The sequence below is a fragment of the Kaistia sp. SLG-1 genome, assembly GCF_059699055.1.
The window spans coordinates 4,295,023-4,320,127 of sequence record NZ_AP048544.1 but is presented as its reverse complement, the minus strand read 5'-3'; the positions used below and the strand labels follow the sequence as shown (position 1 = coordinate 4,320,127).

Genomic DNA, 25,105 nt, shown 5'->3' with positions numbered 1-25,105 from the left:
CATCTATGAGCCTATGGTCGCGCGTCTTCGGCGGGGCGAAACCCTCCCAAATGCCGCAGGCATCGTTTCAGCAGGCGGGCGGCGGTGTGGTCATCAACACGGCGCGTCAGCTGGAGGAAGCGCTGCGCGGCGGCACTGCGACCGCCTCGGGCGTCAGTGTCACGCCTAACTCCGCAATGCGGGTTGCAACGGTCTATGCGTGCGTGCGCATTCGCGCCGGCGTCGTCGCCAACATGCCGCTGCACATTAAGCGGCGCGTAGATGAGCTTCGGCGCGAAGACGCCTCCGATGATCCACTTTGGAAGCTCCTCCGGCGCAAGCCGAACCGCTGGCAGACGCCGTCGCAGTTCAAGCGGATGCTTCAGTCGCACCTCCTTCTGCGAGGTAACGCCTATGCGCTGATCGTCCGCTCTCGCGGCGCGGTCATGGAATTGGTGCCTCTCCATCCGGATCGTGTCGAGACCAAGCAGAACGATGATCTGTCGCTGGCCTATATTTTTACCCGCCGCGATGGTCGCCGGGTTGCGCTGAAGCAGGACGAGGTCTTCCATCTCGTTGGCTTGACGCTCGATGGTGTCCATGGCGTCTCGGCACTGACTTTTGCCCGCGAAACTATCGGCATGTCGTTGTCGATGGAGGATCACGGAGCGGCTCTTTTCAAGAATGGCGCCCGTCCCAGCAACGTTCTCAAGCACCCGGGCAAGGTCGGCAAAGAGGGGTTGGAGTTTCTCCGTTCCAGCCTCGACGACTATCGGGCCGGGGGCGAAAAAGACGGAAAGACGCTGATCCTCGAAGAGGGGATGGACGTCGCCAATCTGGCGATGACATCGATCGACGCGCAATGGATCGAAAGCCGCAAGTTCTCGCGGACGGACATTGCGATGTTCTTCGGGGTGCCGCCGCACATGATCGGCGACACCGAAAAGTCGACGAGCTGGGGGACTGGCATCGACTCGCAGACACAAGGTTTCGTCACCTTCACCTCTGAAGACGACCTGACGACCTGGGAGGAGACAATCGCGCGCGATCTCATCGGGGATCGCGACGACCTCTACGCAAAGTTCAATCGGTCTGCGCTTGTCCGAGGCGACATTAAGACCCGATGGGACGCATACGTCAAAGCGCTGCAGTGGGGCGTGATGAGCCCGAATGAGGTGCGCGCGCTGGAGGACTTCAATCCTCGGGTCGGCGGCGATGACTTCTACGATCCCCCCAATACAGCCGGCACCTCCGGTCGCGGCATCGGCGACAACGGTGGGCCCCCTCTCGAGGATGATCCGAAATGAGCCTTCGTGCCCTGCCTGAGGCGAAGACCTTTCAGCGACCACAGAATTTCCAGTGGGATGCGCCGTCCGATGTCCTGGCCAAGTGGGCCGAGACGCCCCTCTCGGCGGCAGCGGAAGGCGATACGTCGATCTCAATGTTCGAGGTTATCGGCGAGGACTTCTGGTCCGGTGGCGGCGTCACGGCGAAACGGGTGGCGGGCGCCTTGCGTGCCATCGGCAACAAGGACGTGACCGTCAAGATCAACTCACCCGGCGGCGACATGTTCGAGGGGATCGCGATCTACAATCTTCTCCGCGGCCATCCGGCGAAGGTGACAGTAGAGGTGCTCGGTTGGGCTGCGTCCGCTGCCTCGATCATCGCTATGGCGGGGGACGAGATCCGGATGGGCCTCGGCACCTTCATGATGGTGCACAACGCCTGGGGTGTGGTGGTTGGAAATCGCCACGACATGCGAGAGACCGCCTCACTGTTCGATGGCTTCGACGGGGCGATTGCCGACATCTACGAGGCCCGCACGGGCATGAAGCGATCCGACATCGAAAAGTTGATGGACGCCGAGACCTTCATGGGACCGTCCGAGGCCGTGAAGAATGGCTTCGCCGAATTCGTCGACGACAACATCGCGCCGCCGGCCGGCGAAACGAAGAATATGGATCGGGGGCTGATGGCCCGCCGACAGACCGAGGCTGCGCTCGCCAGGGCCGGCTTCTCCAGAGACAAGCGCTCTGAGCTCCTGGTGGAGATGGGCGTTTCCGCGGCCCCGCGAGATGCAAGCCGCTTTCCCGCCGTGCGCGATGCAGGCATCGACCCGGCCGCCTTGCAGCGGCTCATCCAAACAATCAAATCCTGAGGTAGTAGTGATGAAGATCGTTACGTTCTGCATCGCCTCGCTGGCGATGATCGCGGTCGTCATGGGCGCGGCCCATGCCCTCCCGCTCGACGTGCTCACCGTGCATGCTGCCAGTGGCGCCCACGCCGACATCTTCGCAGCCATGGGGGCGTTGCTGCCGATGGCCCCGCGCACCCGTGGCCTGGTCGCGGCTCGCGCTGACGGCGCGAACGCCGCCAAGATCCTTGCCGAGCTGCAGAAGACGTTCGAAGACTTCAAGGCTGAGCGCGAGACCGAGTTGGCCGGTATCAAGGCGAAGTTCGCCGACGTGGTCCAGACCGATAAGGTCGACCGCATCAATAACGAGCTGACCAAGCTGGGCAAGGATCTCGATGCGGTCAACGCTGCCATGGCGGCCCTCAAGGTTGGCGGGGCGGGCAATGAGCGTGACCCCGACAAGGTCGAGCACGGCCACGCCTTCAACCGGTGGTTCCGCAAGGGGGTCGACAACGGTCTCTCCGACCTCGAGGTCAAGGCAAAGCTGACCACCCAGTCGGACCCCGATGGCGGCTATCTCGTTCCCGAGGAGATGGAAACGACGATCGATCGCGTCCTCGGCACCGTGTCGACGCTTCGTTCCCTGTCCCGCACGATCAGCATCTCGACCGACACCTACAAGAAGCTCGTCGGTGTGGGCGGCGCGTCGTCGGGCTGGGTCGGCGAGGAAGACGGCCGTCCCGGCACCAATACACCGACCTTGCGTGAGATCAGCGTCAACACCGGCGAGATCTACGCCACGCCGGCCGCTACCCAGAAGGCGCTCGACGACAGCCGTCTCGACATCGAAGCCTGGCTGGCGGACGAGGTGTCGATCGAGTTCGCCGAAAAGGAGGGCGCCGCATTTGTCTCGGGCAACGGCATCAACAAGCCGCGCGGCATCCTCTCCTACGATATGGTGGCGAATGCGTCGTACGAGTGGGGCAAGCTCGGCTTCGTTCCCACCGGAAAGGCGGATGGGTTTCTTGCCCCCACTTCTTCGGTAAGTCCGGCGGATGCTCTGATCGATCTCTACTATTCGCTGAAGGCGGGCTATCGGAATGGCGCATCCTGGCTGATGTCGGATGTCACCATGGCGACGGTTCGCAAGATGAAGGATGCCGATGGCCACTTCATCTGGAACCCGCCGGCGGTCGCCGCCGAGGTCGCGACGGTCCTCGGCAAGCCGGTCTATTCCGACGACAACATGGATCCGCTCGCGGCCGGCAAGTTCCCGATCGCGTTCGGAGACTTCGGCCGGGCCTATCTCGTGGTCGACCGGGCCGGCGTTCGCATCCTGCGCGATCCCTACACCTCGAAGCCCAATGTCCTGTTCTACACCACCAAGCGTGTGGGCGGCGGAGTCGTGAATTTCGAGGCGCTCAAGTTCCTCAAGGTCTCGACCTGATCCACCGGGCGGGCGGCTCCGTCGCCCGCTCCTTGCCCCTCGCTTCGAAAGGATAGGTCATGAAGGACCTCCATTCCGATATCTCCATTGTCTCGGCGATTGGTGCTGCGGTACTCGCAGCCGACAACACTCCGGCCACGATCGATCTCCGCGGCTACAACTCGGCGGAAATCGTGCTCGCCCTGGGAATCGGCGGTATCGCGTTCTCGGGAACGAACAAGATCGAGTTCAAGCTGACCCACAGCGATGACGACAGCACCTACGTCCCTGTCACGGCGGACGATGTGCTCGGCCAACCTGCTGTCGGGCCCGGCGGCATCGTCAAAGCCCTGACAGCGGCTCATGCCGCGGCGGCGGTCTACCGCTATGGCTACAAGGGCAGCAAGCGTTTCCTGAAGCTTCTCGCGGGCTTCAGTGGCACGCACGGCACCGGTACTCCGATCGCCGCTATCGTCATCAAGGGTGGCGGCAACAACCGGCCTGAAGCCAATCAGGCCTAGTCGATCGGGGCGGCCCTCGGCCGCCCCGCCCCGACCCATTCGGAGTTTTGCCATGCATACCCCTGTGCGAGTTTTCGCTCCCGTTGAGACGCCGGTCTCTGTTGCAGAGGTGAAGGCACACCTCCGCGTCGATAGTGAAGACGAGGACCTGCTGATCAAGGCCTTGCTGGCTAGCGCGGTTGATCTCCTCGACGGCTACCGCGGCATCCTCGGACGGGCGCTCGTTGCTCAGACCTGGCGACAGGACTTCGACTGTTTCAGCCATGCTCTGAGACTGCCGCTTCCCGCAGCCTCCATCTCGGAGATCCGATGGCGCAACGCCTCCGGCTCCGAGGCTACCCTTCCCCAAGGGGCCTATTCGTTGCGGGCCGATAGTCTCGGATCCTATGCCGAAATGGCGGAAGGGTTTGCGGTCCCGCGAGGTCTCGCCAGCACAGCCGCAGTCTCGGTCCAGTACATCGCCGGGGCGAATCCGGCCGACGTGCCGCCGGCCATCAAGGCGGCGATCCTCCTGCTCGTTGGGCATTGGTTTGCCAACCGAGAAGCGGTCATTGTCGGCACCATCGCTACGGCGTTGCCTTTCTCCGTCGACGCACTGCTCGCACCTTTCCGGCGTGTCGGTGTCTGATGCGCGTCCGTTTCGTGGCGGACTTCAATTGGTCCCCGGCGGAGCGGCGGGGGCGCGTGACCGTCGCCTATAAGGCCGGGATGGAATTGCGCGTTACGCGCGCCTGCGCAGCGGCGGCGAAGCAGGCCTGCGCGGCTGAGCCCGTCAGCAAGGATAAGCCAGATGAGCGCGGGTGAGCTTCGCGAGCGTGTCGCCTTCGATCGACGCGGTGTTGTCGATGACGGCTATGGCAACCAAGTTGCCGGCGACTGGCAGGAACAGTTCGTCGTCTCGGCGCGCATCCAGCCGCTGAAGGGCGGCGAGGGCGTGCAGGCTGCACGGCTGGCCGGCTCCCAGCCAGTCATCATTCGGGTACGGCTATCGTCGAGCACCCGCCAGATCGGTGCGGACTGGCGCGCGCGGGATGCTCACAAGGGAACGCTCTACAACATCACCTCCATGGCGAACATGGATGAAAAGGGCGCCTTTCTGGACGTGCTCGCGACGAGCGGCGTGGCGATCGGTTGATGGCCACGAAAGTCGAAAACCGGCAACGCCTGCTGAAGAAACTAGCGGCGATGCCGGCAAAGGTGCGCTCGGCGGCGAAGCAGGCCCTCGCCGAAAGCGCCGATGAAATTCAGGATATGCAACGCCGCCTGGCGCCGAAGCGCTCCGGCCGTCTGGCGCGAAGCATCGTCCAGACCTGGGGCGGAGGCAAAGAGCACTATTCCTCGCTTGCAGGCTCGGCCACGGCGGATGGCGATCCGGATCTGACAGTCGTCATCTCCGCCGGCAATTCCGAAACGCGCTACGCCCATCTCGTCGAGTTTGGATCTGCGCCGCATGAGAATGGCGGGACCACGGAGGGCTCCATGCATCCGGGCGCTCGCGCCCAGCCCTTCTTCTTCCCTGCCTATCGCGCGCTGCGGAAGCGGGCCAAGAGCCGCGTCAACCGCGCCATGAACAAGGCGATCAAGAAAATAGCGGAGGGGTCGTGACCTCGGATCCTAGCCTCGCGCTTCAGGCGGCCTTCCTGCATGCGATCGTCGCCGCCGTGCCGTCACTCGGCGGGCGGGTCTATGACACGCCACCCGCATCGGCAGTGTTCCCCTATGTGACAATCGGCGAGATCCAGATCAACGCCGACCTGGCGGACTGCTACGGCGGCTCCGAGTGCTTTGCCGACGTGCATGTGTGGTCGCGCGCGGTCGGGTTCCCGGAAGCGAAGGGGATCGCCGACAAGATCCGCGGCGCCCTTCACGACACGGATCTGGACCTCGACGGTCATTCGCTCGAGCTGCTGCACTTCCGCGATGCGCGAACCCTTCGGGATCCCGACGGGCTGACCAATCACATCGCTATGACGTTCCGGGCCCTGACACAGCCCGCCTGACCCAAGCCACCAGAGGAGATGACTATGGCCAAGCCGACGACGGCTCGCGGCTCGAAGCTGCTTATCAAGATTGGCGACGGTGCGTCGCCCGAGGTGTTCGTTGCGCCCTGCGCCTTGACGACGAAATCGTTCAACCGCTCGGCGTCGGTCAATGAATTCAACATTGCCGACTGCCTCGACCCCGATGCCCCGATCTGGACCGAACGCGTGAAAAGCGCCCTGTCGGCGACGATCTCCGGCTCGGGAACCTTGGCCAAGGAAAGCCTTGATCTCTACGAAGAGGCTCTGGCCAATCAGGAATCGATCAATGTCCAGGTGACCCTCGATTACGCCGTCGGCCCGCGGACGTATCTCGGCAAGTATCATCTGACGACGTTCAACCTCACCGGCGAGATCGATGGGCTGATCCAGGTCGAGATCGAACTGCAGTCCGATGGCCCTGTGGAACTGACCACATGAGCCGCGACGGCTCGGTTTCCTTCGCCTGGGGCGATGGCCAGCATCGTTTCCGGCTGGCCATCGGCGAATGGCGCGAGTTGCAGGAGAAGACCGGCGTTGGCCCGGCCGAGCTGCTGCAGCGCGTCAACACGGGGCGATGGCGGGTCGACGATATCCGCGAAACCATCCGGATCGGCCTCATCGGCGGCGGCATGAAGCCGGTCGAGGCGCTCGGTCTCGTCACCCGCTACGTCGACGTTTTCCCGCTGATGGACAATGTCCCGGCGGCACAGGCCGTTCTCATCAGCGCGCTCGTCGGGCCGCCGGATGAACCGGTGGGAAAAAAGGCGCGGCGAAGGCCGAGAACGGGGGCGATCCGGACGGACGCCTCGCCTTCGCCGAGTTCTACGGCACCGGAACCGTCCTAGGTTTCACGCCGGCCGAAGTCGACGCCATGAGCCTTTGGCAGTTCGCCGCCTGCATTGACGGGCACAACCGGGCGAATTCTCCCGACGACGTGGTCGACCCGCCGACGACCGATGAATTCCACGATCTGGTTAGGAGGCTTGGCTGATGGCGACGGATCTTGAGCGGCTGGTTGTCCGCCTCGAAGCGCAGCTCAAGAGCTACGAGCGTTCCATGGCAAAGGCCGTCGGCATCGCGAACACGACCAGCACGAAGATCGAAGGCCGCTTCAACAAGATGAACGCCAACCTCAACGGCATCGGCGATCGCTTCATGAAGGGGTTTGCGGTCGGCGCCATCGGCACGCTGTTTTCGATGCAGACAGTCAACGCCATCTCCGACGCCGTCAGCGCCCTGGCGGCGCTTGCCGACACGTCCGACCGAATCGGGATCACGGCCGAAAAGCTGCAGGAACTGCGGTTCGCGGCCGACCAGGCGGGCGGCTCGTCGGAGGCCCTCGACAACGGGCTGCAGAAGTTTGCGCAGAACATGTCGCAGGCGGCGGCCGGGAGTGGTGACCTCGCGAAGGTGCTCAAGATCAATGGCATCGCGCTGTACGATCAGGACGGGAAGCTGCGCTCGGTCACCGACATGCTCGGCTCCTATGCCGATCTGGTCAGCCGGGCGAAGTCCCCTCAGGACGCACTCAATCTCTCGATCCTCGCGTTCGGTCGCTCGGCCGGAAAGGAAATGGTCGGCTTGCTTCAGCAGGGCTCGGCCGGCATCAACCAGCTCAGCCGAGATGCGCAGGAGGCAGGCGCGGTCGTCAGCAACAGTCTCGTGGCGAAGGCGGCGGATCTCGACGACAAGCTGGTCCAGTTGAAATCGACGCTGAGCGCGACGTTCAAGGGGTTCGCCGTCGAAACCGCGCCCTATGTCGTCTCGGCGCTGGAAGAGATCACGCTCTCGGTCAAGGATCTGACCTACACGCTGGATCAGCTTAAAAAGGGAAATTACGCCAACGCGCTATCGCCCATTTGGGACCAGTCGAACCAGGCCAAGGGCATCCGCGCTTTCAAGATCGGGGCCTCGGCGCCGTCTCCGAACCAGTCTCAGTCGGACGCTTTCTTCGATTCGGTGCGGGGTGGGGGGAAAGTGCTGGATGCCGGCACGATTACCAAGCCGGCAATCGTGCCGCCGGAGGGCTACGGGTCGGGTCGAAAGGATGATCTCCAGCGGCAGACAGAAGCGATCCTCCGGCGCACCGAGGCGCTGAAGGCTGAAACGGCCGCGCAGGCCTTGGTCAATCCGCTGATCGACGACTACGGCTTTGCCGTCGAAAAGGCGCGCGCCGAACAGGATCTGCTCTCCGCCGCGCTAGAGGCCGGCATCGCCATAACGCCGGAACTGCGCGGGAAGATTGACGCTCTGGCGGCGGGCTACGCGACGGCCTCGGTCGAATCCGCGAAGCTGGCCGAGCAGCAGGGCCTCGTCCGCGAACGCGCCGAGGAAATGCGGGATCTCGGCCGGGATGTGTTCGGCGGCTTCATCTCGGATCTGCGCAACAGCAAGTCGGCGACCGAGGCCTTGGGCAACGCGCTCGACAAGATTGCGTCCAAGCTCATCGACATTGGTCTCAACGCGCTCGCGGGCGGCGGTTCGAGTGGCAGTGCATTTGGCGCGATCGGAAAGCTGCTCGGTTTCGCCAGCGGCGGCTATACGGGCGGCAGCAGTCGGAGCGACGTCCGGGGCGTTGTCCACGGCAAGGAATTCGTCGTCAACGCCAGTGCTACCGCAAAGAACCGGGCGCTCCTCGAGGCGATGAATGCGGGCGTCAGTGGTGCCGGAATGGCGGGGCTCTCTCCTGTGGCGCCGGCGGCCGTAGCGCCTCGGGTTGCGGCGGCACCGGTCATCCGGCTTGGCGACACCCATATCGACGCACGCGGCTCGCAGATGAGCGAAGCGCAGATGGCCTCGATCCTGGCCGAGAACAACAAACGGCTGATGGCCGCCTTGCCTGACAGGATCCGCAACATGCAGAAAGCCGGGATGCTCTGATGTCGATCGCCTACCCGACCGACCTCCTGGCCGACTGGCCCGGCTGGACGACGCTCGACCCTTCTTATGGCGACGAGACGTCCGGCCAGGCCGGCGGGCAGATCCGCGTCAAGAATCTACGCTCGACACTCTGGACGTTGCGGGCGGCGACGCGGGAGCTGTCTCCCAATGAGCTCCGCCATTGGAAGGCGCGGCTCGGGGCGCTGGAGAACGGCAAGAAGACATTCTGGGGCTATGATCTCGCCGCCTGCTATCCGATCGCATACCCGCGCGGCTCCTGGCCGACGGGTGTGGCCTTCGCAGGAGAGGCGGCGATTCAGGCCCTTCCGTCGGCGACCACGATGCAACTGCGGTCGCTGCCTGCGGGCTTCGTCGGCTCGGTCGGCGATCATCTCGCTTTTGCCTACGGCACCGGACCGGCCTATGCGCTGCATCAGGTGGTCGAGCCGTTCGTCGCCAATGGCGCCGGCGTGACCGGTCCCTTCGAAGTGCGCCCGCCGATCCGGCAGGGTGCTGCGCTTGGTGCGGCCGTGCAGGTGAAGCGGCCTGCCTGCTTGATGATGATTGTCCCGGGCTCCGTCTCGACGCCCCTCAACCTGAATGCCCGCGGCCCCATCTCCTTTGACGCCCTGCAGGTGCTCTGATGCGCTGGCTTTCCTTTGCAGAGATGGCGGCCATCGCCGCCCGGACCGTCGTCGCGCGTGACTTCGTGACGATCACGGTAAAGGATCGCATCACCGGAAACCCGGTGCAGAAGGGGTTCTGGAAGGATTCGGGCGCCTTTGTCGCCGAGATCGTCGACGGCCGAACGGGGCTGGTCGGATCGTGGCCCTGCATTGGTGGCGCGATTGTGTCGGTCGGCGACATCCCGCTGATCTCCGACATCACCGTGCGCACTGTCGATGTCGTGTTTTCAGGGCTCGACAGTGACGTCTCGGAGCTGGTCCGCGCCTATGACGCGCGCAATGCGCCGATCCAGATCTCGCGCGGCTATCTCAACCCGGACACGCACGAACTCGTCGCGCCGGCCAAGTCCCGTTTCATGGGCTTCATCGACACGGCGCCGATCGAGACCGCGGCCGAAGGCGGGTCTTCCACGGTCACGCTCACCTGTGCGTCGCATACGCGCGAGCTGCGCCGAAAGAACCCCGACGTGCGCAGCCATGAGAGCCAGATCCTGCGCAAGGCCGACGACGACTTCTACCGGGACACCGTTGTGGTCGTCGATTGGGAAATCTTCTGGGGCAAGGAAAAGGGGAGGGCAGGCTGATGGCGCTGGCACGTTTTCCCACCTGGCGCGTGGCGTTGCACGAGACGATCGAGGCGCATCGGCGCGAGCCCTTTGCCTGGGGGCAGCACGACTGCGCCCTGTTCACGGCGGATTGCGTCAAGGCCATGACCGGCCTCGATCTCGCGACGGGTTTCCGCGGCTCCTATTCGACGGCCTCCGGCGCTGTCCGGGCGCTGAAGCGAGCGGGCTATGCCGATCTCGTCTCGCTCGTCGCCAACTTCTTCGAAGAGACCTCGCCGATGCTGGCACATGTCGGTGACCTCGTCGCCGTCGAGACGCCGGATGGCTGGGCGCTCGGCATCGTCGCCGGCGAGCAGGCTCTTTTCCTTGGGCCGGATGGTCTCGGCGCCATGGATAGGCTTTCAGCAACCAAGGCCTTCAGGGTCCCCTGATGAAACGCATGATCCGGATACTCGTCGACGCGGCGTTCCTGCTGCTCGGCTCGACCCTTGCTGCCGAAGCGGCTCCGGTCGTCGGTCTGGTCGGTGTGTTCGCCAGCTGGCTTGGCGGCGGCACCGTTGCCAGCCTTGTCGGCGGCGCGCTGCTGAAGATCGGAATCGGCGCAGGCCTGGGTTATCTGGCGCAAAGCCTGTTCGGCAAAAAGAAGGAGGTCGGCGGCGCCGGCGGCATGTCCGGCAAGATGCAGAGCGGCGGCGCCATTCCGCGCTCGTTCATTCTGGGTCGCGCCGCGACGGCCGGATCACTCGTCTACATGAACACCTGGGGTGAGGACGGCAAGACGCCGAATGCATTCCTTCACATGGTGATCTCGCTTTCGGATTTGCCGGTAAAGGGGTTGGCGGAGCTCTGGGTGGGGAGCTCGAAGGTCACCTGGGACCCGGCGACACCGTCCGGCGTGCAACGCGCGATCCCGGAATACAATGACGACGGCGACCGCCTCTGGGTACGCTTCTATGACGGTAATCAGACGGCGGCGGACGCACAAATGGTTGCGCGTTTCGCAGGATCGGCTCGCCCCTACCGCTCTACCCGCGTTGGAACGGGCGTCGCCTATGTCGTGATCGTCGCGCGAGTGAGCGACAAGCTCTGGTCGGGCTGGCCGCAATTCAGGTTCGTGCTGGATGGCATCTCGGTCTATGACGTGCGCAGGGACAGCGCCATGGGCGGCTCCGGCACGCAGGTCTGGGGCGACATCGCGACCTATACCCCGGCATCTCGCAACCTCGCGCTGATGGGCTACAACGTCATTCGCGGCATCACCTACAAGGGCAAGTGGGTCTTCGGCGGGCAGACCGTTTCCGGCGTGCAGGTGCCGATTTCCTCCTGGGCGGCTGCCCTGAATGAATGCGACCTGAGCGCCCCAGGGGGCGGCTCGGGATCGGAGCCCCAATACTACGGCGGCGCCGAGGTCTCGTTCGATACCGAGCCTGCGGATCTGCTCGCCGAGCTGTTCAAGGGGTGCAACGGCCGGCTGGCCGAGATCGGCGGCGTCTACAAACCGCATGTCGGCGCGCCGGGGCTGTCCGTCTACCACTTCACCGACGACGATATCCTCTCGACCGACCCGCAGACCTTCGAGCCGTTCCCGTCTCTGGCCGATGTCATCAATGCGGTCACGGCCAAGTATGTCGAGCCGAAGGAGGGGTGGAACATCAAGGATGCGCCGCCGCTCTACTCGACGCTGTTCGAGCAGCAAGACGACGGCCGGCGTCAGGTTTCCGACGTGAGCTATGGCGTGGTCTCCTCCGGCACTCAGGTACAGCGGCTCATGGCGTCGGCGCTCGCCGAGGCGCGGCGCTTCCGAGAGCACGCGCTGCCGATGCCGCCGGATGCCTTCCCTGTCGAGCCGCTCGACTTCGTCTCCTGGACGTCGGCGCGCAACGGCTACACGAACAAGTTGTTCCGTGCCGATGCGGTGCAGGATCTCGCCAACCTCAATGTCGGCTGGAACATTACCGAGGTCGATCCGAGCGACTACAACCCGATCGCCCTGAAGCCGATAGAGACCGGGCCGACGGAGGTGGTCCGTCCGGCGGCCCAACCGATCCTCGACTGGAACGTCGCCGCAACCACCATCACCGGTGACGGCGGGGGCATGCGCGCGGGCATTCGCCTGTCCTGGGATCCCCGGATTGATGATGTCGACGGCGTGCAGTTTGAGGTGCGGCTCGAGGTCGATGGCACGATGGTACTGCAGGATCAAACCGATCGCTTCGACGCCGGCGCGCTCATCATCTCGCAGAATATCCTCGGCCGGACTCGATATGAGGTGAGGGGGCGCTACCGTCCGTCATCGCCGCGCGCCATGGCCTGGTCGAGCTGGCGGCCCGTGTTGACGCCGGACATCTCGGAAGGGCTGACGCAGCAACAGGCCTATGAGCTGGCGCTCAACACCAATGACGCACGCGGTTCGATGGCAGAGCTGCGCCGCCAGCTCGATGCACTGATTGATCAGGTGGCGCACGATGGGGCAGAGAATGTCGGGGCCGATTACATCCAGCGCGCCGCCATCCGTGACAATCTGAGCGCGGCGATCCAGCAGATCACCGAGGCTTATGTCTCGGGCGACGCGGCGGTCGCTCAGCAGGTAACAGCGATCAACACAAAGGCCGACCAGATGTCGGCCGGTGGCTTCGTCAAGTTCGGGGCGACGGCCGCGCCGTCCGGGGTGAGCGCCCGGTTCGAGGTGTTGCTGAATGCCGGGACCGAGGGCACGCCGAACTGGAAGGAGGGTGGTTTTTTCCTCGACCTTGTCGGCGGGGTTGTCCGCTGCTTCTTCAAGGTCGACCAGTTCGTCGTCGGCGACGCAACGTCGAGCGTGATCCCGTTCTCAATCCTCGATGGCCGCGTGCTGATGCGCGAGGCGCTGCTGCAGTCGTCGAACAGCGTCGTGAAGCTGGACCTTCGCAATGACAGCATCATCTTCTCGGAGCCCTGATGGTCTATACGCCTCGCCTGTTCGCCGGCCAACTGACGCCGGGCGACTATCGCGCCCGCATCAGCAAGCCTGGCCGGGATGCCTCGGATCCGAACCTTGGGCGCGAGCATATCGACTTTGACACCGCGTGGCCGTTCGCCGGCAATATCCATGCTGTGCTGAGCCATCGCTCTTACGCCCGGACCGTGAACCAGGACACGGTCATCCCCAACCCGATGCGGTTCAATTTCCCGGCGCTCCCCTATGTGCCGGTGGTGAAGTGCTTCCTCTCTGGCCCGAACGGCAGTTGGAGCTATTGGCGCCACGAGCAGGTCAACTACAGCACCGGCACGATTTCTTGGGAGACGCGTCGGGATCACGTCCTCTTCTACTCTCAGGGGCCGATCCGCCAGGATGTCCATATGGTCGTCGTGGTGTTCAAGATCCCGGCGTTGGACGTCGTCGGCGTCGGGAACGACCCGCGACCGCTGGCGCGGATGATGATGGGGAAGCGGGGGGCTGACTACGGGCTCTATGCGTCTAGGCCGGGCTGGGATGTCCGGTCATGTCCGAAGGAGCAGATGACGTTCAGCTCGGACGACACCTTCGTCAACATCAACGCGACGATCACCGGCGGACGGCAGGGCGCGGCGGACAGTCCTACCTCGAACAACTTCACGGCCATCGACTTCAACTACACGTGGAGAGGATATTACCCGATCATCCTGTTCTTCTGCACGATGGCGATCACGAACGGGAACCAGACCTACACCCTGCCGTCGGACAAGCAGGTCAACACCTATGGCGGAGCCTATCCGGCATGGGGGTATGTCCGAACCCTTAGCCCGGGCGTCGGGCAGGCGCAGCTCTACCGCATCGGTAATGCGTTCTACATGTACTATTCGATTATCGTCCTCGACATTCCCGTCCCGACGGATTGAGCCATGCCGACCACTCGAGGCTACATCGGGCTGCGCAATGGTGCCTTCGTCATCCAGTTCTCCAAGCCGGGCTATGATGTTCTGACCGCGCCGCCCGAGGGCTTGGTGCTCAATTCGGCAGCCAAGCGATTACGCCCCTTGGTCTCCGGGACCCTCTGGAACCGGCCAACCGGGAACACGGACGTCGGACTCCCGAAGACGTTCAACGGCCTGCCCCTGATCTTCGTCGATCGGATCATCGCGGGCGACGCGACGGCGAGCCCTGGGCGAGGGTTCGAGGTCACTTATTACCGTGGCCGGAACTACTTCACGATCAACAATTATTCCGGCGGCATCGCATCGTTCTCCTACAACGTCTACGACAACGAGATCACCTGATGAAGCTGTTCTTCCATGACGAGAAGGGTGAGATTGTCGGGAATCAGTCCGGCGCGACATCCCCCGAAGAGCTCGCCAATCTTCGGTCACGCGGCGAAGCGTTCGTCCTGGTCCCCGACAATGCCTCCTATGTCGCGAACTATGTCCTCGACGGCGAGCTCGTCGCGCGGCCGGTGGCGGATATCCAGATCAGCCGCACCGAGATCCCGGCCGACAAGCGCAGCAAGATCAAGATCACTGGCCTGCCGGATCCCTGCGTCGTTCACATCGACGGCGAGCCGGTGACCGTTGAGGGCGGCCGCCTCGAACTGACGGCCGGCATGCCGGCGACCTACTTTATCGACTTCGACCAGTTCCCGTTTATGCCCTGGTCGGCCGAGATCACGGCCACCTAGCCGGAGCCATCCCTTGAAAATCCGACTGACGAAGAACCTGGAGCCGCTCCGGGCGAGCGCCCTTGCACGCCTCGACCAGATCATCGGCGAACGGCTCTATGCCATGACGGCGTCGCCGGTGGCGCTGCTGCGCGCGCGCAAGGTAGCGGAGGCCAAGCGCGTCCTGGCGGGCGAGGGTGGGGCGCCGATGCTAACGGCTGAAGCCGCCGCTGCCGGCCGAGATGTGACGTTGCTGGCCTCGGCCGTAATCGCCAAGGCGGCAGGGGAGGTCGAGGCGCTGACCGTGATCGAGATCCGCCGTCAGTCCGCGCAAGCCGCCATCCGCTCGGCGCCGCATCCGGCCGCCATCGACGCCGTCCTCGAGGAGATCCTGAATGGCTGACAGCACCTACAATGCCGGCACGATCACGGTCGCCGCCGGCGGTATCGACGTCACGGGTGTACAGACGATCTTTGCCAGCCAGGTGATGCCGGGGGACATGCTGATCAAGGGCAATAGTTTCGCCTTGATCGGTGCCGTCGTGAGCAACACCAGCTTGACGCTGGCAACGCCCTGGCCGGGCGCGGCGCTCTCCAACGAGGCGAGCTATCGGATCCTACGCACGAGCGTCGGCTGGCACTCCGTGGTCGAGGTCAATGCACGTCTCGCGGCGATCGTCGCCAAATTTGAGGTTCTGATTCCTACGGTTCCCACCGCGCCGCCGGGGACGAACACGACGCAGGCGGCCTCGACCGCGTTCGTCGCCGCGGCAATCTCTACGGCGATCTCGGCCAATATCCCGTCGTCCTCGCCCTTTCCGGTCGGGACACTTGCGATGCTGTATCGCGATCAGAACAGCACCCTTGCGAACGGCGCCACCGTCGCGGGTTCTCAGCTGGCGACGGTCATCCTCGACGCCTGGGACACTTACTTCGACGGCGGCAAGCAAACCGGTACGTGGCGGAACGTCAGCGGAGCGGCTTCGCCACCCTACAGCCAAAACTACTATGTGAGGGTTTCGTGATGCTGATCGCCAACGCGCGTTACACCAGTGTCCCGGGCCGCTACGACGTGACGGTCACGCCGGTGGCGGGGCAACCCTTCGTCTATACGATCGCGCCGGACGACGACGCCGAGATGGCTGTTGCCATTCGCGCCATTGTCGCAGCCCAAGCCATCCCGATCGCGGCCTATCAGGCGCCGCCGCCTCGCGTGCCGAGTAGGGTCTCGGCCGCGCAGGCGAAGCTGGCGCTTGATGCGGTCATCACCGTGCCGGGGGAAGAGGTCGAAGAGGGTGTCTTCGTCGGCAGGGTGACCCTGCTCGAAGAAGTCGAGGCGATGATCGCCGAAATCCCAGTCCGCGCCGTCCGGATCTGGTTCGCTGATGCCAATATCTGGGAACGCGGGCACCCATACGTCTCCGCGCTCGGCGCCGAGATGTCGCTGGACGACGACGCTATTGACGCTCTCTTCCTCGCGGCCGCCGGCTACTGATCACGTCCGAACGACCGCAAAAAAAGCCCGCCTCAAAGAGGCGGGCAGTTCCCATGTCTCTCCCTGTGGAACGGTGCTTTCGGGGAACCCGTCCCACGTCGCATAAATGCTGCACCTAAACGTCTGTTCCGGGGCGCTCGCAGACTCTTGAACCTCGATCACAGAAAACCCGTCGGCCGGTTTCACCCAGTCGGCGGGCTTCGAGGATGCTTCGGGGGGCGAATGCGCACCCTCAGGCTTCACAACGGACCGTCTTGCGTAAGGTTCCGGGCAGTGCCCATCACGATCTTTGCGCGGGCGGTTCGTCAGATCCCTCCAGCAGCTCTTCGAACTGCCGACCAGGTCGGCATGCCCTCAGGCACGCCCGCAGAATCTCAATTCGTTAGGGTGGGTACTCGTTCCGGAGCTGAAAAAGAGCCCGCCTTTTCAAGCGGGCTTTGGAAGTCCGGGCACTCTTAACGGGGCGAGCACGGAGATGGTCGCCCGTCGCAATAATAGCCGACTTCGGCGTTCGTTCCGCGTCACGCTTTCCTGAGCTTAAAAAAGCCCGCCTCGGGGAGGCGGGAAGTTTCCTCATGAGCACTTCGGTGGGCCAAGCCGGAAGACATTGGTCCACGACATCTGAATGCGGCGTGGCTGAATCCGTTCCGCGAAAGCCTCGCAGTTCTGCCGCCATCCTGGCGGAGCGCATCTGCCAACTGCTTCGGAATTGGAGCGGGCGGCCCGGAGCGCGCGAACGCTCCGAACTGCGGGACCCTGGACGGGGCTTAGCCCGCACGACGCCAATACGCTCAACGTCACGCCCGCCGCTGCTGTGCACAGCCCCTCCGGTGTGACTGATTCGAGTAAACGAACCATGGAAACGGAGTTCCGGCCGGTTGAGCCGGTCTCGCCTGTCGCCGGCTATATCGGCGGCAAGCGCAACCTCGCGGCGCGACTGGTCGCGATGATCGACGCCGTCCCGCATGTCACCTATGCCGAGCCATTCGTCGGCATGGGCGGCGTCTTCCTGAAGCGGGAGAGGGCGCCCAAGGCCGAGGTGATCAATGACATCAGCGGCGACGTGGCAGGGTTCTTCCGCGTGCTGCAGCGCCACTACGTCGCCTTCCTCGACATGCTGCGCTACCAGATCGCCAGCCGGCGGGAATTCGAGCGGCTCGCCGCGTCGGATCCGTCGACGCTGACGGATCTGGAGCGGGCGGCGCGGTTTCTCTACCTGCAGCGCCTGGCTTTCGGTGGCAAAGTCCGCGGTCGAAACTTCGGGGTGTCGCCCGAACAGTCGGCTCGGTTCGATGTCACCAAGCTGCCCGCCGTCCTCGAGGCGGTGCATGAGCGCCTAGCGGGCGTGGTCATCGAAAACCTCCCCTATGGCGACTTAATCAGCCGCTATGACCGGCCGGGGACGCTGTTCTATCTCGACCCGCCCTATGCCGGATCCGAGGACGACTATGGCAAGGGCGTGTTCAGCCCGGCCGACTTCGTGACGCTGGCGACGCAACTGCGCTCGATCGCCGGCGGCTTCATCCTTTCGATCAATGACACGCCGAACGTTCGCGCCGCCTTCGAGGGCTTCGCGATCGACGTCGTCGAGACGACCTATTCGGTCGCAGTCGGCCTCCCGCAGGCTGTCGGCGAATTGATCATCACCAATGAAAGGGGCGTGCCGTCGCCACAAGGCGGAATGCCCCTCTTCGAGGCGCTGACGGGCGCCTGAGCCTTCTCCTTCCCGCAGCATCGGAGACAATCCATGACCCGCATCACGGCGGCCGACCTTCGTCGGCTGGCGCCCAAGGGCGATTCCGCAATTCTCAACGGCCTTCCCGCGCTGCTCGGCGAGATCCTGCCCGCCTACGGCATCACCACGCCCCTGCGGCTGGCCCAATTCCTCGCCCAGGCGGCACATGAGACAGACGGCTTCAGCACGCTCGTCGAGCGTGGCTCGGAGCGCTATTTCAACAATCGCTATGGGCCGCAGACCAATGTCGGCAAGGAACTCGGCAACACCCGGCCGGGCGATGGCGCACGGTTCCGCGGGCGCGGCATCTTCCAGTGCACCGGCCGGTACAACTACGCGAAGTATGGCAAGCTGATCGGCATCGACCTGCTCGCCGGACCGGAGCACGCCGCCCAACTGCGCAACTCGCTCCGGATCGCCTGCGAGTACTGGAAGGCGAAGAGGCTGAATGCTCTTGCCGATGCCGACAACGTCGAAGCGATCACCCGTAAGATCAATGGCGGGTTGAACGGGCTCGCCGATCGCAAGCGCTATCTGGCGAAGGCTAAAGAGATCCTTGGCTCTGGCGCGACGGCGCCGGTTTCTCTGCAGCCCTTGCCGCCGTCCGATCTGCCCGATGCGCCGATCGCGACCGAGGCGCCGGGCTCGATCCTGAAATCGGAAACGGCGATCGGTGCCGTCACCACGGTCGTCGGCTCCCTTGCTGCGACGGTGCTGGCGGCCATCCAGAACCCCTACGCGCTTGTGGCTTTCCTGGTCGTCGCCATGGCCGCCGGCGTGCTGATCTGGCGGGCGATGAAGCGGCGAGGGCTGGTTTGATGTGGCAATGGCTTCTCGCCACGCGGTTCGGCCGCGCCTGCATCGCCGTGACGGTCATCGCCGCCGCCGCCGCCGTCCTCGGGCTCAGGCTCGTCGCCCTGGGGCGCAACCAGGCGATCGCGAAACGCGCGGCGGATCGGCTCGAAGCAATTTCCAAAAGGAGGGCAGGCGATGAGACGGTTGATCAGATGGGGCATGACCGCCTCAATGATGAGCTTGCTCGCTGGATGCGTGACCGGCGGTGATTTCTGCGACGTGTCGGCGCCGATCCGCCCGTCGGTCGACGACAGCCTGACTGTCGGAACCAAGCAGCAGATCGTGAAGCACAATCGCTACGGCGCGGCCGCCTGCGACTGGAAGGGCTCGCCGTGATCATCGCCCGGATCACCACCGGCATCACCAAGCATCTGCCGTCGCGGGCGTCGGAATGGGCGCTGGCAGCGATGCTGCTGATATGGGGGCTGAACTGCGCCTTCACCCCTGGATACTTGGAGCGGCCGGCCTGGCGATTGCTGGGGGAGTGGGGCACACCGGAACTCTGGGGTGGCGCGGCGGTCCTGATCGCCGCCGCCCGGTTGCTGGCGCTCGTCATCAACGGCACCTTCGCCGAGACCGCCTGGTCGCGGTATTCGCCGCATGTGCGCGCCGGGATGGCCTTCCTGTCTTGCTTCTTCTGGCTGGCGCAGACGCTCTCCGTCTGGACGACCGACACCACGGCTACAGGTCTTTCGTCCTCCGTCGTCGTGCTCGCGCTCGACTACTACAACATCGTCCGGAGCTCGACGGACACCCGGCATTCAGACGAGGCCTGGAAGCATGGACGCAATGCCTGATGTCGCTTCGGTTCCCGAATGGCTTCGCACCGTCATTTTCATTGCCGGCTTCATTGGCGGAACCTTGGCCTTCCTGGTCGGCTATCTCCGGAAGGGGAAGGCGCAGCCGGCCGAAGACCTGGTGATCACTGGGGCGTCGATCGCTGACACCAGGCCCATGAAGGATCTGGTCGAGGAAGTACGGGGACTCATTCTGGTGTTTCGCGAAGGCGTCCGTGCGCTCGAGGATATCCGCGATATCATGCGAGCGGAGGCTGACGAGGCCGAGATCGAGCGCCGCGCCGAGGAACGGGCGGAGGTCAAGGTGCAGCGGATCTTGAAGCGGGTGAGGCGGGGGTGATCAAAAAAGCGCCCGACGGGCTTCATCGGCGCGGGTTATTTGCTGTCCCGTGGTATCCCCACCTTCGGCGACGGTATCGATGTCGCATATGTACGATGGTGGGACGCCTAAAACCTGGGACATCCTCAGCATTCGCGACACGCTGACCCTATCCGTACCCTTCTCGTATTTTTGGATTTGTTGGAATGTGACGCCTACAGATTCGCCAAACTTCTCCTGAGACATCTCTCGTTCAATTCGGAGCGTTCGAATGCGCCGGCCGATTGCTACATCAATGGGGTCGGGCGGCGTCATGGCTCGTGATCCAGCGGGAGCTCGAGCGCGTGTGTTTGAGTAGGTTCGCGCTCAACTGCTTCGCACGCACCCCAGAGGGCGTCTGCCAGCCGGAATGCATCGTCGGGGGCGATTTCCCAGGCTTGCTGGCTCGGGAGGCCGGCATTGATCATCAGTGTAAACTGGTCGTCATCGGGGCGGTGCCAGATCTTGTAGGTCTCGACCGCGCAAGCCGTGTGGCCATCCAATCCAGACCTGACCCAGTCCGAAAAGCTGTTGGCCCATTTGGCTCTGAGGCTCTTTGCGCCTCGAAGTGGTGTTCCAGCTAGAACGGCCATCTCAGTCCCCACCGACTAGTGCTTGGTGCCCTTCGATAGGCGTCTTCGCGCCTCGTCTTGGGCGCTTAGGAGCTTTTTGGCTGTCTCGGATAAGTCGTTTTTTCTGGCTAGGTGAAGCATTTCCGAAATTCCTTCCAGAATTGTTTGAAGGCATTCCTGCTTCGTCTGGTGTCTCTGCGATCTTGGCTGCTTCTTGGGAGGCTTCTTTGAGCGTTTGTGCAAGAGGAAGCATCCGATCTTTTTTTGCCATCCTGCTTAGTTCTCGGGACAAATCTCTTATGTATGCTGCAGTTGCATGCATGTTCTCAGCCCTCATTTTTATTTGAATTCCCTAGGGCAGGCTGCCAGATCATTTTGAAATTTGAAGTAAAATAATCGTGATGTATGCATTTACTGGCTTGACGTCCAGAAAATGCCGCAAAAATCTTATCGTCAGGATGCCGAAGCGAGATTGTTGATAACTTAAGGTTGCGTATTGACTTTTTTAATACCGCCAATGTGATGGCGTGGTCATTCTGCTGGCCGTGATTGGGAGAAGCCCGACTGGCCGATTGGATAGGGGCCTCATTCCGCCCTTACCACTCTTGAAGGTGCTATCGGGCCTTTGCCTATGTTGGGTCCATCGGTGGCTGCCGGTCCGTGAAGTTGTCGACTTGAGGTTGTATATAGTCGATACTTGCTACTCGCGTTCTGGGCGTGTCGTTAGGAGGACTAAATGGCGGTCTGGGATGATGTTGTCGCGATCGTTGAGCGCCTAGGTGGGGTCGTCAGTACGGAAGATCTGCAGCGCGAGTTCGAGAGGGATGTTTCTGATGATAAGTCCGTGTTCGTTAGGGCTGTTGTCTTAGCTCTTGAGGCGCGTGTCCTCGACTACAGGGGCGGAAAGTTGAGGTTGGAGAGCGATTGACGCGGCGATTACAATTCATGACACGCGGGACCATTCATCGGACGTTCGTCTACGCTGCCGTCGTCGCTTTAAGCGTTCTTTTGTGGTGGGCTCTGATCAAGGGCGTTCTGGACATTTTGGCTCTGCACTAGCCGCCGCCCATCATCGCCTGAGACCCTTTTTCCGGCATGTCGAAGACGACGAACACCTTCCGGCAGCCGCAAGACGGGCACTTGAGCCGCTCAGGCAGCATCGCAAGTGGAAACTCCCTGCCGCGCGTCCAGATCAGCGTCGGCAGGTTGAGGTCCAGCTGTTGGGAGCAAGGCTTGGTGCCGTTCTTGGTCTTGGCGTTGCGGCCGAGGCAGCGGACGGATGCGGTCCAGCCGGCTGCATAGGCATCGCCAAGCGTTTCGACGCTCATCGGTCAACCCGTTTCCCATGCCAGTGCGACGAGAAGCGCTCGTGGAATGCGTCGGCTGCGGCGACAGTTTTGAAGCACCAGAGCGCTTGATGGACGAGGCGGTCGTCACCGGGCCGCTGGGCGAAGTCACGATCGCGGCAGTAGCCCATCATGACATCGAGGCTTTTGCCGAAGCCCAAGTGAGGAACGTCGAGGCAAACCTGGTGGGGATACTCGCGGTCGATGGTGGCCGCGCTCCTTTGGCCCTTATATCGCCCCATGGGCGTCGCTCCCGATAGCTGGTAGCCGGCCGCGCACATAGCCATATGAAATGCGCTCGGCCCTGCCGTCGGCCGCCAGCAACAGCACCTCGATAACGGCACGCGCATCGCCGCGATGGGCGGCGAGCAGGCTATCGACCCTCGCGTCGAGGGCTCGCTGTTCTTCGTCGATGTGTCCGGCCGACTGGCCCATGGCGGTCTCCTGTAGGCTTATGTTCCTATTTTGTTCTCATTGGCCGAAGAGTCAATGCGGCACCGTGCAGGGCTGTTGACGTCAAGGACTTCCATTTTGCAGGAGCCCCGGTAGGCTTCGGCCCATGTGCAACCTCTATTCGATGACCAGAACGCAGGATGCCATCCGCGCCTTCGCCAAAGCGTTGCGCGACCACGCGGGCAATCTGCCGCCTTTGCCCGGCATCTTTCCCGACTACCCGGCACCGATCGTTAGGAACGCGGTGGACGGCGTGCGGGAATTGGCGTTCGCCAGATGGGGCATGCCATCGTCGCAATTCGCGCTCATGGAAGCGACGAAGAAGCGTGCCGCCAAGCTGCAGGCGAAAGGGCATCAGGTCGACTTCAAGGAACTGCTCCGCATGGAGCCGGACACCGGGACCACCAACGTCCGGAATGTGACGAGCAAGCACTGGCAGCGTTGGCTCGGCGTCGAGAGCCGCTGCGTCGTGCCCTTCACCTCGTTCTCGGAGTTCAACAGGCTCGAGGGCGGCGACGTATGGTTCGCACTGTCGGAGGATCGGCCGCTCGCCTTCTTCGCCGGGATCTGGACGACTTGGACGAGCGTCCGAAAGGTGAGGGAAGGCGAGACGACGAATGATCTGTTCGCCTTCCTGACCACGGAGCCGAATGAGGTCGTCGCGCCGATTCATCCGAAGGCGATGCCTGTGATCCTGACGACGTCGGAAGAGATCGATGTCTGGATGAGGGCGCCGGCGAACGAGGCCCTCGCACTGCAGCGGCCGCTGCCGGGCAGCAGCTTACAAATCGTCGCTCGTGGAGCGAAGGAAGACGGCGGCGAGGCGCCATCCCTTGAACCACCCACAGAACCGTTGCTGCTCTAGCCCCGGCTAGGCTCCCGGAACCGCTCAGCGATCGAAGAATTAATTGATTACGCTGAGAAGGGAAGGATGGTTCGTCATGACAAAAACACTCGCAGCATTGGCCATTCTCGCCGCGTTGACAGTCCCTGCCATGGCCCAGGATGCCAACCCCGCTCCGAAGGAAACAGTCGGCGTAGCCAAGGTGGATCCGTCGACCATCGCGACCGGTTGGCGCGCGTCGAAGATCATCGGCTCGACCGTTGAGAATGAGAAGGGTGACAACATCGGATCTGTAGACGACCTGATCCTGACAGGCGATCAACAAGTCCCCTATGCCATTCTTTCTGTCGGCGGGTTCCTCGGCATGGGCTCCAAGCTCGTTGCCGTTCCCTACAAGGATCTCGATACGACCCAGAAGGGCAAGACGATTTTGCCTGCGGCGACAAAGGATAGCCTGACGGCGGCGGCCGAGTTCAAATACGCCGAATGAAAGCTTCGCGCGCCGGAAGCAACCCAGCCATCAACGCCCAAAGCACTTCATCCATTCACGGAACGGATGAAGTGCTTTTCCTGCCTTCTCATACGCCGATCAGTAGCCTCCGACGATGGGCAGCACTTCCCCCGTGATGTAGCTGGAGCACTGAGGAGAGGCCAGGAACACATAGGCTGGAGCGATCTCCTCCGGCTGGGCCGGCCTCTTCATCGGCGTGTCCGAGCCGAACTCGGCCACGTCCTCGGCCGTCTTGTCGGACGGGTTGAGCGGGGTCCAGACGGGACCGGGCGCCACGGCGTTGACGCGGATGCCCTTGGCGACAAGATTGCCCGAGAGAGCCCTGGTGAAGGCGTGAATGCCACCCTTCGTCATCGAATAGTCGACGAGGGATTTCGAACCCATCAGTCCCGTGACCGAACCCGTGTTGATGATGGCCGAGCCCGGCTTCATGTGCGGCACGGCTTCCTGGGCCATATGGAAATAGCCGTAGAGGTTGGTCTTCAGGGTCGTGTCGAAGTGCTGCTCGGTGAGGTCGGCGAATTCGGTGGAGTGCACTTGGAAAGCGGCGTTGTTGACGAGAACATCAAGCCGACCGAATTGCTTGACTGTCTGCGCCACCGCTTTTTTGCAGTCTTCCCGTCGGGCGACGTCGCCGGAGATGAGAAGGCACCGTTTGCCTTCGGCCTCGACCGCGGACTTCGTAGCCTCGGCATCGTCATGTTCAGATAGATAGAATATCGCGATGTCGGCGCCTTCCCTGGCGAACAGGACCGCAACGGCGCGTCCAATACCGGAATCGCCTCCCGTTATCAGCGCCACGCTTGAATCGAGTTTACCGGAGCCCTTCCAGAACGGCGCGTCATACATCGGCGCGGGATCGATCTCGCTTTCCACGCCCGGTTTGGGGTGGTGCTGCCTGGGAAAGGGTGGGGCAGGATATTCCCGAGCGCCAGCCTGCATGGCCGTCGGTTTCCTGGAGGTCTTGGCTCCAGCGTCGTCCTTATCGACCTTGCGCTGGATCTCACGGTGCTTCTTCTCGACCTTTTTCCCGGTGCTCATGGACAAGTCCTTCCCTTGGCTGCTCTCGCAAAGTCGTGCCATCGGCGACAATTCCCGCCGTCGCCCTGGGAGCTAGCGCGCCCGCCCGCCTTGGCGTCGCTGCAGCGCTTCCGTGCCGAGCGGGGTCGGCCGGTAGCAGTTTGCAAGCTGGTGTATGAGGCCCTCGCGCAGCAGGCGCTCGATCGTCTCGCCGTCCCGCAAAAGGCACTCTGACGGATTGGAGACATCGGTAAGGGTCTGCCACTCGCGATCGGTCAATGCGCGCATTTCAGCTC

36 protein-coding genes are annotated in these 25,105 nt (G+C 63.2%); 30 read left to right on the top strand and 6 right to left on the bottom strand.

Features of this window, described 5'->3' with window-relative positions:
• Positions 1-5 precede the first annotated feature (5 nt).
• The 27 genes from AC6HZP_RS20050 (at position 6) to AC6HZP_RS19920 (ending at position 20,045) form a co-directional block, all read left to right on the top strand.
• A complete protein-coding gene (locus tag AC6HZP_RS20050) occupies positions 6-1,286 on the top strand; it encodes a phage portal protein (RefSeq protein WP_497524286.1) in 1,281 nt (426 codons plus the stop codon).
• Positions 1,283-2,137 (top strand): head maturation protease, ClpP-related, encoded by an 855-nt coding sequence (locus AC6HZP_RS20045; RefSeq protein WP_497524285.1) that lies wholly within the window; start codon positions 1,283-1,285, stop codon positions 2,135-2,137. The genes AC6HZP_RS20050 and AC6HZP_RS20045 overlap by 4 nt, the downstream gene beginning before the upstream one ends.
• A complete protein-coding gene (locus AC6HZP_RS20040) occupies positions 2,055-3,560 on the top strand; it encodes a phage major capsid protein (RefSeq protein ID WP_497524284.1) in 1,506 nt (501 codons plus the stop codon). The genes AC6HZP_RS20045 and AC6HZP_RS20040 overlap by 83 nt, the downstream gene beginning before the upstream one ends.
• Before the next feature lie 59 nt (positions 3,561-3,619).
• Positions 3,620-4,060, top strand: a complete 441-nt coding sequence (locus AC6HZP_RS20035) for a hypothetical protein (RefSeq protein WP_497524283.1) — start codon at positions 3,620-3,622, stop codon at positions 4,058-4,060.
• Positions 4,061-4,112: 52 nt separating this feature from the next.
• Complete coding sequence (locus AC6HZP_RS20030) at positions 4,113-4,688, top strand: head-tail connector protein (protein WP_497524282.1); 576 nt, start codon at positions 4,113-4,115, stop codon at positions 4,686-4,688.
• 162 nt (positions 4,689-4,850) lie between these two features.
• On the top strand, positions 4,851-5,195 hold the full coding sequence (locus AC6HZP_RS20025) for a phage head closure protein (protein ID WP_497524281.1): 345 nt from the start codon (positions 4,851-4,853) through the stop codon (positions 5,193-5,195).
• On the top strand, positions 5,195-5,665 hold the full coding sequence (locus AC6HZP_RS20020; protein WP_497524280.1) for an HK97-gp10 family putative phage morphogenesis protein: 471 nt from the start codon (positions 5,195-5,197) through the stop codon (positions 5,663-5,665). The genes AC6HZP_RS20025 and AC6HZP_RS20020 overlap by 1 nt, the downstream gene beginning before the upstream one ends.
• Positions 5,662-6,060 carry a DUF3168 domain-containing protein gene (locus AC6HZP_RS20015; RefSeq protein ID WP_497524279.1) on the top strand — a complete coding sequence of 133 codons (399 nt, stop codon included), beginning with the start codon at positions 5,662-5,664 and terminating at the stop codon, positions 6,058-6,060. Before AC6HZP_RS20020 ends, AC6HZP_RS20015 begins: the two co-directional genes overlap by 4 nt.
• A 24-nt stretch (positions 6,061-6,084) precedes the next feature.
• On the top strand, positions 6,085-6,519 hold the full coding sequence (locus AC6HZP_RS20010) for a phage tail tube protein (RefSeq protein WP_497524278.1): 435 nt from the start codon (positions 6,085-6,087) through the stop codon (positions 6,517-6,519).
• The gene (locus AC6HZP_RS20005) at positions 6,516-6,926 is read left to right on the top strand and encodes a gene transfer agent family protein (protein ID WP_497524277.1); all 411 of its coding nucleotides are present in this window, start codon (positions 6,516-6,518) and stop codon (positions 6,924-6,926) included. The genes AC6HZP_RS20010 and AC6HZP_RS20005 overlap by 4 nt, the downstream gene beginning before the upstream one ends.
• A gap of 145 nt (positions 6,927-7,071) precedes the next feature.
• The gene (locus AC6HZP_RS20000) at positions 7,072-8,961 is read left to right on the top strand and encodes a hypothetical protein (RefSeq protein WP_497524276.1); all 1,890 of its coding nucleotides are present in this window, start codon (positions 7,072-7,074) and stop codon (positions 8,959-8,961) included.
• Positions 8,961-9,605, top strand: coding sequence for a hypothetical protein (locus AC6HZP_RS19995; RefSeq protein ID WP_497524275.1), 645 nt, complete (start codon positions 8,961-8,963; stop codon positions 9,603-9,605). The genes AC6HZP_RS20000 and AC6HZP_RS19995 overlap by 1 nt, the downstream gene beginning before the upstream one ends.
• The gene (locus AC6HZP_RS19990; protein ID WP_497524274.1) at positions 9,605-10,231 is read left to right on the top strand and encodes a hypothetical protein; all 627 of its coding nucleotides are present in this window, start codon (positions 9,605-9,607) and stop codon (positions 10,229-10,231) included. Before AC6HZP_RS19995 ends, AC6HZP_RS19990 begins: the two co-directional genes overlap by 1 nt.
• Entirely contained in the window at positions 10,231-10,644 is a 414-nt protein-coding gene (locus AC6HZP_RS19985; RefSeq protein WP_497524273.1) for a DUF6950 family protein, read from the top strand. The genes AC6HZP_RS19990 and AC6HZP_RS19985 overlap by 1 nt, the downstream gene beginning before the upstream one ends.
• Positions 10,644-13,151, top strand: coding sequence for a phage tail protein (locus AC6HZP_RS19980; protein ID WP_497524272.1), 2,508 nt, complete (start codon positions 10,644-10,646; stop codon positions 13,149-13,151). The genes AC6HZP_RS19985 and AC6HZP_RS19980 overlap by 1 nt, the downstream gene beginning before the upstream one ends.
• Positions 13,151-14,071 carry a hypothetical protein gene (locus tag AC6HZP_RS19975; RefSeq protein WP_497524271.1) on the top strand — a complete coding sequence of 307 codons (921 nt, stop codon included), beginning with the start codon at positions 13,151-13,153 and terminating at the stop codon, positions 14,069-14,071. The genes AC6HZP_RS19980 and AC6HZP_RS19975 overlap by 1 nt, the downstream gene beginning before the upstream one ends.
• A gap of 3 nt (positions 14,072-14,074) precedes the next feature.
• Positions 14,075-14,449, top strand: coding sequence for a hypothetical protein (locus AC6HZP_RS19970; protein ID WP_497524270.1), 375 nt, complete (start codon positions 14,075-14,077; stop codon positions 14,447-14,449).
• Positions 14,449-14,844 carry a hypothetical protein gene (locus AC6HZP_RS19965; protein ID WP_497524269.1) on the top strand — a complete coding sequence of 132 codons (396 nt, stop codon included), beginning with the start codon at positions 14,449-14,451 and terminating at the stop codon, positions 14,842-14,844. Before AC6HZP_RS19970 ends, AC6HZP_RS19965 begins: the two co-directional genes overlap by 1 nt.
• Before the next feature lie 13 nt (positions 14,845-14,857).
• Positions 14,858-15,226, top strand: coding sequence for a hypothetical protein (locus AC6HZP_RS19960; protein ID WP_497524268.1), 369 nt, complete (start codon positions 14,858-14,860; stop codon positions 15,224-15,226).
• A complete protein-coding gene (locus AC6HZP_RS19955; RefSeq protein WP_497524267.1) occupies positions 15,219-15,848 on the top strand; it encodes a hypothetical protein in 630 nt (209 codons plus the stop codon). Before AC6HZP_RS19960 ends, AC6HZP_RS19955 begins: the two co-directional genes overlap by 8 nt.
• On the top strand, positions 15,848-16,318 hold the full coding sequence (locus tag AC6HZP_RS19950; RefSeq protein ID WP_497524266.1) for a hypothetical protein: 471 nt from the start codon (positions 15,848-15,850) through the stop codon (positions 16,316-16,318). Before AC6HZP_RS19955 ends, AC6HZP_RS19950 begins: the two co-directional genes overlap by 1 nt.
• A gap of 856 nt (positions 16,319-17,174) precedes the next feature.
• Positions 17,175-18,032, top strand: a complete 858-nt coding sequence (locus tag AC6HZP_RS19945; RefSeq protein ID WP_497524265.1) for a DNA adenine methylase — start codon at positions 17,175-17,177, stop codon at positions 18,030-18,032.
• Between the two features lie 33 nt (positions 18,033-18,065).
• The gene (locus AC6HZP_RS19940; RefSeq protein WP_497524264.1) at positions 18,066-18,872 is read left to right on the top strand and encodes a glycoside hydrolase family 19 protein; all 807 of its coding nucleotides are present in this window, start codon (positions 18,066-18,068) and stop codon (positions 18,870-18,872) included.
• Positions 18,872-19,117: a hypothetical protein gene (locus tag AC6HZP_RS19935; RefSeq protein ID WP_497524263.1), complete on the top strand. Its 246-nt coding sequence runs from the start codon at positions 18,872-18,874 to the stop codon at positions 19,115-19,117. Before AC6HZP_RS19940 ends, AC6HZP_RS19935 begins: the two co-directional genes overlap by 1 nt.
• Complete coding sequence (locus tag AC6HZP_RS19930; protein ID WP_497524262.1) at positions 19,104-19,244, top strand: hypothetical protein; 141 nt, start codon at positions 19,104-19,106, stop codon at positions 19,242-19,244. Before AC6HZP_RS19935 ends, AC6HZP_RS19930 begins: the two co-directional genes overlap by 14 nt.
• Positions 19,241-19,705 (top strand): hypothetical protein, encoded by a 465-nt coding sequence (locus AC6HZP_RS19925; RefSeq protein WP_497524261.1) that lies wholly within the window; start codon positions 19,241-19,243, stop codon positions 19,703-19,705. Before AC6HZP_RS19930 ends, AC6HZP_RS19925 begins: the two co-directional genes overlap by 4 nt.
• Positions 19,698-20,045, top strand: a complete 348-nt coding sequence (locus AC6HZP_RS19920; RefSeq protein ID WP_497524260.1) for a hypothetical protein — start codon at positions 19,698-19,700, stop codon at positions 20,043-20,045. Before AC6HZP_RS19925 ends, AC6HZP_RS19920 begins: the two co-directional genes overlap by 8 nt.
• Here the strand turns inward: AC6HZP_RS19920 and AC6HZP_RS19915 are convergent, their stop codons facing one another.
• Entirely contained in the window at positions 20,046-20,339 is a 294-nt protein-coding gene (locus tag AC6HZP_RS19915) for a helix-turn-helix domain-containing protein (RefSeq protein WP_497524259.1), read from the bottom strand.
• On the bottom strand, positions 20,336-20,656 hold the full coding sequence (locus AC6HZP_RS19910) for a hypothetical protein (protein ID WP_497524258.1): 321 nt from the start codon (positions 20,654-20,656) through the stop codon (positions 20,336-20,338). The genes AC6HZP_RS19915 and AC6HZP_RS19910 overlap by 4 nt, the downstream gene beginning before the upstream one ends.
• Before the next feature lie 715 nt (positions 20,657-21,371).
• On the opposite strand from AC6HZP_RS19910, the gene AC6HZP_RS19905 reads away from it, so the two are divergent.
• Positions 21,372-21,563, top strand: coding sequence for a hypothetical protein (locus AC6HZP_RS19905; RefSeq protein ID WP_497524257.1), 192 nt, complete (start codon positions 21,372-21,374; stop codon positions 21,561-21,563).
• A 127-nt stretch (positions 21,564-21,690) separates the two neighbouring features.
• On the opposite strand, the gene AC6HZP_RS19900 is transcribed toward AC6HZP_RS19905, so the two are convergent.
• Positions 21,691-21,963, bottom strand: a complete 273-nt coding sequence (locus AC6HZP_RS19900) for a hypothetical protein (RefSeq protein WP_497524256.1) — start codon at positions 21,961-21,963, stop codon at positions 21,691-21,693.
• A 246-nt stretch (positions 21,964-22,209) separates the two neighbouring features.
• Positions 22,210-22,416: a hypothetical protein gene (locus AC6HZP_RS19895; RefSeq protein ID WP_497524255.1), complete on the bottom strand. Its 207-nt coding sequence runs from the start codon at positions 22,414-22,416 to the stop codon at positions 22,210-22,212.
• 124 nt (positions 22,417-22,540) lie between these two features.
• Here AC6HZP_RS19895 and AC6HZP_RS19890 point away from each other — a divergent pair, with 124 nt between their 5' ends.
• Both AC6HZP_RS19890 and AC6HZP_RS19885 read left to right on the top strand, forming a co-directional pair.
• A complete protein-coding gene (locus AC6HZP_RS19890; protein ID WP_497524254.1) occupies positions 22,541-23,299 on the top strand; it encodes an SOS response-associated peptidase in 759 nt (252 codons plus the stop codon).
• A 76-nt stretch (positions 23,300-23,375) separates the two neighbouring features.
• Positions 23,376-23,768: a PRC-barrel domain-containing protein gene (locus tag AC6HZP_RS19885; protein WP_497524253.1), complete on the top strand. Its 393-nt coding sequence runs from the start codon at positions 23,376-23,378 to the stop codon at positions 23,766-23,768.
• A 99-nt stretch (positions 23,769-23,867) separates the two neighbouring features.
• Here the strand turns inward: AC6HZP_RS19885 and AC6HZP_RS19880 are convergent, their stop codons facing one another.
• Positions 23,868-24,830 carry an SDR family oxidoreductase gene (locus tag AC6HZP_RS19880; protein WP_497524252.1) on the bottom strand — a complete coding sequence of 321 codons (963 nt, stop codon included), beginning with the start codon at positions 24,828-24,830 and terminating at the stop codon, positions 23,868-23,870.
• Positions 24,831-24,902: 72 nt separating this feature from the next.
• Positions 24,903-25,097: a hypothetical protein gene (locus tag AC6HZP_RS19875; protein WP_201404178.1), complete on the bottom strand. Its 195-nt coding sequence runs from the start codon at positions 25,095-25,097 to the stop codon at positions 24,903-24,905.
• Positions 25,098-25,105 lie beyond the last annotated feature (8 nt).

Bases quoted from the DNA above. Each gene is read 5' to 3' on its own strand.
- AC6HZP_RS19875 (WP_201404178.1), bottom strand. From the start codon at position 25,097: ATGCGCGCATTGACCGATCGCGAGTGGCAGACCCTTACCGATGTCTCC.
- AC6HZP_RS19890 (WP_497524254.1), top strand. From the start codon at position 22,541: ATGTGCAACCTCTATTCGATGACCAGAACGCAGGATGCCATCCGCGCC.
- AC6HZP_RS19915 (WP_497524259.1), bottom strand. From the start codon at position 20,339: ATGACGCCGCCCGACCCCATTGATGTAGCAATCGGCCGGCGCATTCGA.
- AC6HZP_RS19965 (WP_497524269.1), top strand. From the start codon at position 14,449: ATGAAGCTGTTCTTCCATGACGAGAAGGGTGAGATTGTCGGGAATCAG.
- AC6HZP_RS20000 (WP_497524276.1), top strand. From the start codon at position 7,072: ATGGCGACGGATCTTGAGCGGCTGGTTGTCCGCCTCGAAGCGCAGCTC.
- AC6HZP_RS20040 (WP_497524284.1), top strand. From the start codon at position 2,055: ATGCAAGCCGCTTTCCCGCCGTGCGCGATGCAGGCATCGACCCGGCCG.
- AC6HZP_RS20025 (WP_497524281.1), top strand. From the start codon at position 4,851: ATGAGCGCGGGTGAGCTTCGCGAGCGTGTCGCCTTCGATCGACGCGGT.
- AC6HZP_RS19980 (WP_497524272.1), top strand. From the start codon at position 10,644: ATGAAACGCATGATCCGGATACTCGTCGACGCGGCGTTCCTGCTGCTC.
- AC6HZP_RS19975 (WP_497524271.1), top strand. From the start codon at position 13,151: ATGGTCTATACGCCTCGCCTGTTCGCCGGCCAACTGACGCCGGGCGAC.
- AC6HZP_RS20050 (WP_497524286.1), top strand. From the start codon at position 6: ATGAGCCTATGGTCGCGCGTCTTCGGCGGGGCGAAACCCTCCCAAATG.
- AC6HZP_RS19995 (WP_497524275.1), top strand. From the start codon at position 8,961: ATGTCGATCGCCTACCCGACCGACCTCCTGGCCGACTGGCCCGGCTGG.
- AC6HZP_RS19970 (WP_497524270.1), top strand. From the start codon at position 14,075: ATGCCGACCACTCGAGGCTACATCGGGCTGCGCAATGGTGCCTTCGTC.
- AC6HZP_RS19940 (WP_497524264.1), top strand. From the start codon at position 18,066: ATGACCCGCATCACGGCGGCCGACCTTCGTCGGCTGGCGCCCAAGGGC.
- AC6HZP_RS20005 (WP_497524277.1), top strand. From the start codon at position 6,516: ATGAGCCGCGACGGCTCGGTTTCCTTCGCCTGGGGCGATGGCCAGCAT.
- AC6HZP_RS19910 (WP_497524258.1), bottom strand. From the start codon at position 20,656: ATGGCCGTTCTAGCTGGAACACCACTTCGAGGCGCAAAGAGCCTCAGA.
- AC6HZP_RS19990 (WP_497524274.1), top strand. From the start codon at position 9,605: ATGCGCTGGCTTTCCTTTGCAGAGATGGCGGCCATCGCCGCCCGGACC.
- AC6HZP_RS20030 (WP_497524282.1), top strand. From the start codon at position 4,113: ATGCATACCCCTGTGCGAGTTTTCGCTCCCGTTGAGACGCCGGTCTCT.
- AC6HZP_RS19955 (WP_497524267.1), top strand. From the start codon at position 15,219: ATGGCTGACAGCACCTACAATGCCGGCACGATCACGGTCGCCGCCGGC.
- AC6HZP_RS19945 (WP_497524265.1), top strand. From the start codon at position 17,175: ATGGAAACGGAGTTCCGGCCGGTTGAGCCGGTCTCGCCTGTCGCCGGC.
- AC6HZP_RS19935 (WP_497524263.1), top strand. From the start codon at position 18,872: ATGTGGCAATGGCTTCTCGCCACGCGGTTCGGCCGCGCCTGCATCGCC.
- AC6HZP_RS19880 (WP_497524252.1), bottom strand. From the start codon at position 24,830: ATGAGCACCGGGAAAAAGGTCGAGAAGAAGCACCGTGAGATCCAGCGC.
- AC6HZP_RS20020 (WP_497524280.1), top strand. From the start codon at position 5,195: ATGGCCACGAAAGTCGAAAACCGGCAACGCCTGCTGAAGAAACTAGCG.
- AC6HZP_RS20035 (WP_497524283.1), top strand. From the start codon at position 3,620: ATGAAGGACCTCCATTCCGATATCTCCATTGTCTCGGCGATTGGTGCT.
- AC6HZP_RS19885 (WP_497524253.1), top strand. From the start codon at position 23,376: ATGACAAAAACACTCGCAGCATTGGCCATTCTCGCCGCGTTGACAGTC.
- AC6HZP_RS20010 (WP_497524278.1), top strand. From the start codon at position 6,085: ATGGCCAAGCCGACGACGGCTCGCGGCTCGAAGCTGCTTATCAAGATT.
- AC6HZP_RS19905 (WP_497524257.1), top strand. From the start codon at position 21,372: ATGGCGGTCTGGGATGATGTTGTCGCGATCGTTGAGCGCCTAGGTGGG.
- AC6HZP_RS19950 (WP_497524266.1), top strand. From the start codon at position 15,848: ATGCTGATCGCCAACGCGCGTTACACCAGTGTCCCGGGCCGCTACGAC.
- AC6HZP_RS19985 (WP_497524273.1), top strand. From the start codon at position 10,231: ATGGCGCTGGCACGTTTTCCCACCTGGCGCGTGGCGTTGCACGAGACG.
- AC6HZP_RS19900 (WP_497524256.1), bottom strand. From the start codon at position 21,963: ATGAGCGTCGAAACGCTTGGCGATGCCTATGCAGCCGGCTGGACCGCA.
- AC6HZP_RS19920 (WP_497524260.1), top strand. From the start codon at position 19,698: ATGCCTGATGTCGCTTCGGTTCCCGAATGGCTTCGCACCGTCATTTTC.
- AC6HZP_RS20045 (WP_497524285.1), top strand. From the start codon at position 1,283: ATGAGCCTTCGTGCCCTGCCTGAGGCGAAGACCTTTCAGCGACCACAG.
- AC6HZP_RS19895 (WP_497524255.1), bottom strand. From the start codon at position 22,416: ATGGGCCAGTCGGCCGGACACATCGACGAAGAACAGCGAGCCCTCGAC.